This window comes from Salegentibacter haimaensis, from assembly GCF_054121495.1.
Genome location: NZ_JBSYGH010000032.1, coordinates 1 through 2,259, shown reverse-complemented (window position 1 = coordinate 2,259; position 2,259 = coordinate 1). Strand labels below are relative to the sequence as shown.

Sequence of the window (2,259 nt, the reverse complement as noted above, 5' to 3'; positions counted from 1 at the left end):
TGGGGTAATTAGCTGCAAAAATAAGGCCCAAATTTTTGTTCACGAAACAATTTGTACTTGTTTAACGATTGCTAAAGGAAGATCTAACGAAATTTTAATCTGATTGAGAGGAAAAAGGATGGATTTGGGAATGGAAGGAGGGCTTTGATTCTGGGCTAATCTAATTTATTAATTCGGCGCAAGAGTTAAGCCTCGAAACCAAAACGACATATATTGTCGTTTCAAAATCTTTAATTTATATTTCAGGATTGGTCAGCGAGACTTTAAAACCAGATTTAACCAGCCTTAAAAAATCCAAAGAATATGAATATTAAAAAAACCGAAAACCTACAATCCAGAACCGGGAACTGAAAAAATTCAAGATTCAAGATTAAAGATTCAAAGTTTGTTAAAAACTGAGAACCCGGAATTAAGAATCCTCGTTTCTCTAAATACAATCTGGAAAAACATTCGTGAATTCGTGGCAACTTTTTAAAAAACCGAAAACCCACAACGCAGAACCGAAAGCAGAGGACTCAGAGCAGAGAACCGGAAAAATTCAAGATTTAAGGTTTAAGGCCATAGAAGTTAATCAATTCAGCTTTTATATATTTATCATTCTTTAAAATTCATAACGATGTTCGATGTATTATCAGATTATAAAACAGATCATTTCTTTTTAACCGGGGATCAGGAACTCCACGAGGTAAGCAATGCCCCTAAAGAAGGAATGGGGGTTTTCCTGGTTTATGAGTTGAAAAACGGGCGTATTAATCTGGTATATGTAGGTGCTGCAGGTAAAGTGAAACATACCGGAAGAAAAATAGCGAAAACGGGTTTTTATGAAGATTTGATTAATGGCGAGCATTTTGGTGGAAAACGCCCGGAAACCTGGAAACAAAAGCTAAAAAAAGAAAAAATTGATGCCCTTGATATCTACTGGTATGAAACCTATAATCAGAACATAAAGGATATTCCGGCCTTCGTACAGGGACAGGTGATCCAGTTACATTTCGATATGCAGGGCCGGCTTCCCGAATGGAATGAACAATATTAATTATTCATTAGCCTTCAAATGCTTTATGTAATTATTCAATAAACTCCTTATTTGTTCTGCCGCGACGGGATTCGCCGAATGAACCTTAAACTTTAACGGCCGCAAATTCAGCCCCGACTCATACACCAGCCATTTAGCTGCAGCATAACCATCCAAAGCCACTTCACCATTCCCATCCAGCCCCAAATCATTATCGAAACTAATGAATTTTGGAAGTCCGTGTTTCTGAATATAGCTCACAAACTCATCATAACTTCTTACTACCTCAAATTCGGAGATCTGGTCTGCCTCATAAACCATATCTACGCTGCGCAAGTCATCAAGAAATAATTTTTTCATTTATTTACCCTAAGTTCTATAGATTTCCGCCAGGGCTTATCTTATGATGTATTTCATAATCCTGGTTGCGGTCACTATTTTGCCCTTTAGTTCTCTATTATTCCACAATTAGAAAAACCCACAGACCGAAGCAGAATTATTTACATTACCTGGCACCTGAATTTGCTGGTTATCCCGGCAAATATGCGAAGCCTTAGCGTCAGGGTATGACGTTTCAGAATAAAATTGAAGTGATTAATCAGGATTGACAAAAATGCTCACTACGCCGGTTGTATCGCTAATTTCATAAGTTCCACCAAGGATATCCAATTCTGTTAACCTAGTGGAAGTACAGCCTTCACTACTCGATTTCTCCAGCGTAAACGCTATATCAAATTCTATTTCTTCCCTGATGCTAACGGTATAAATATCAGACTTCGACTCCCAACCCAATAATACACTTACCACATTACGTTCTGGTATAATTTCAAAGTCAACGTTCTCCCCATCATTATTTCGTATTTGCAGCTGATTTTCTTCAAACGATTCATCTTCAAACAAATTTTCACCTGTTGTTTCATTTACGACTTCAAATGCCAAACCAGCCGGCCCCGTAGCACAAAGCCTGCCCTCATCGGTGATATCGCGCATCCAGTAAAAATCAGGGATATAAGAAATACTACAAATAAATTTTTCATTCTTTTAAAATTATAATTTCGGGTATAAGTTACGGTCTTTTTAGAATGATAAAAAATGCCCTCCTTTTAGAGGGCTGTTGCAGCAGAACCTTTTTTGAAGCCTCGGGGGAACCAGTGACTTTCAGAAACCAAAAGAGGCCGTCTTAAAAGCTATTTTTAGACGGTCTTTTTTTATTCGTGCTTTAGGCAGTTTTACAATGTTATTGT

At 37.5% G+C, this 2,259-nt stretch carries 3 protein-coding genes; 1 reads left to right on the top strand and 2 read right to left on the bottom strand.

What is annotated here, in order from left to right; translation table 11 throughout:
* Nucleotides 1-616 precede the first annotated feature (616 nt).
* Nucleotides 617-1,036, top strand: coding sequence for a hypothetical protein (locus ACW6QP_RS15305; protein ID WP_457911748.1), 420 nt, complete (start codon nucleotides 617-619; stop codon nucleotides 1,034-1,036).
* Here ACW6QP_RS15305 and ACW6QP_RS15300 read toward each other — a convergent pair whose 3' ends face one another.
* Nucleotides 1,037-1,375, bottom strand: a complete 339-nt coding sequence (locus tag ACW6QP_RS15300) for a cyclic-phosphate processing receiver domain-containing protein (RefSeq protein WP_457911747.1) — start codon at nucleotides 1,373-1,375, stop codon at nucleotides 1,037-1,039.
* Nucleotides 1,376-1,609: 234 nt separating this feature from the next.
* A complete protein-coding gene (locus ACW6QP_RS15295) occupies nucleotides 1,610-2,005 on the bottom strand; it encodes a hypothetical protein (protein ID WP_457911746.1) in 396 nt (131 codons plus the stop codon).
* Nucleotides 2,006-2,259 lie beyond the last annotated feature (254 nt).

Coding starts and splice junctions, on each gene's coding strand:
- ACW6QP_RS15305 (WP_457911748.1), top strand. CDS start 617: ATGTTCGATGTATTATCAGATTATAAAACAGATCATTTCTTTTTAACC.
- ACW6QP_RS15295 (WP_457911746.1), bottom strand. CDS start 2,005: ATGCGCGATATCACCGATGAGGGCAGGCTTTGTGCTACGGGGCCGGCT.
- ACW6QP_RS15300 (WP_457911747.1), bottom strand. CDS start 1,375: ATGAAAAAATTATTTCTTGATGACTTGCGCAGCGTAGATATGGTTTAT.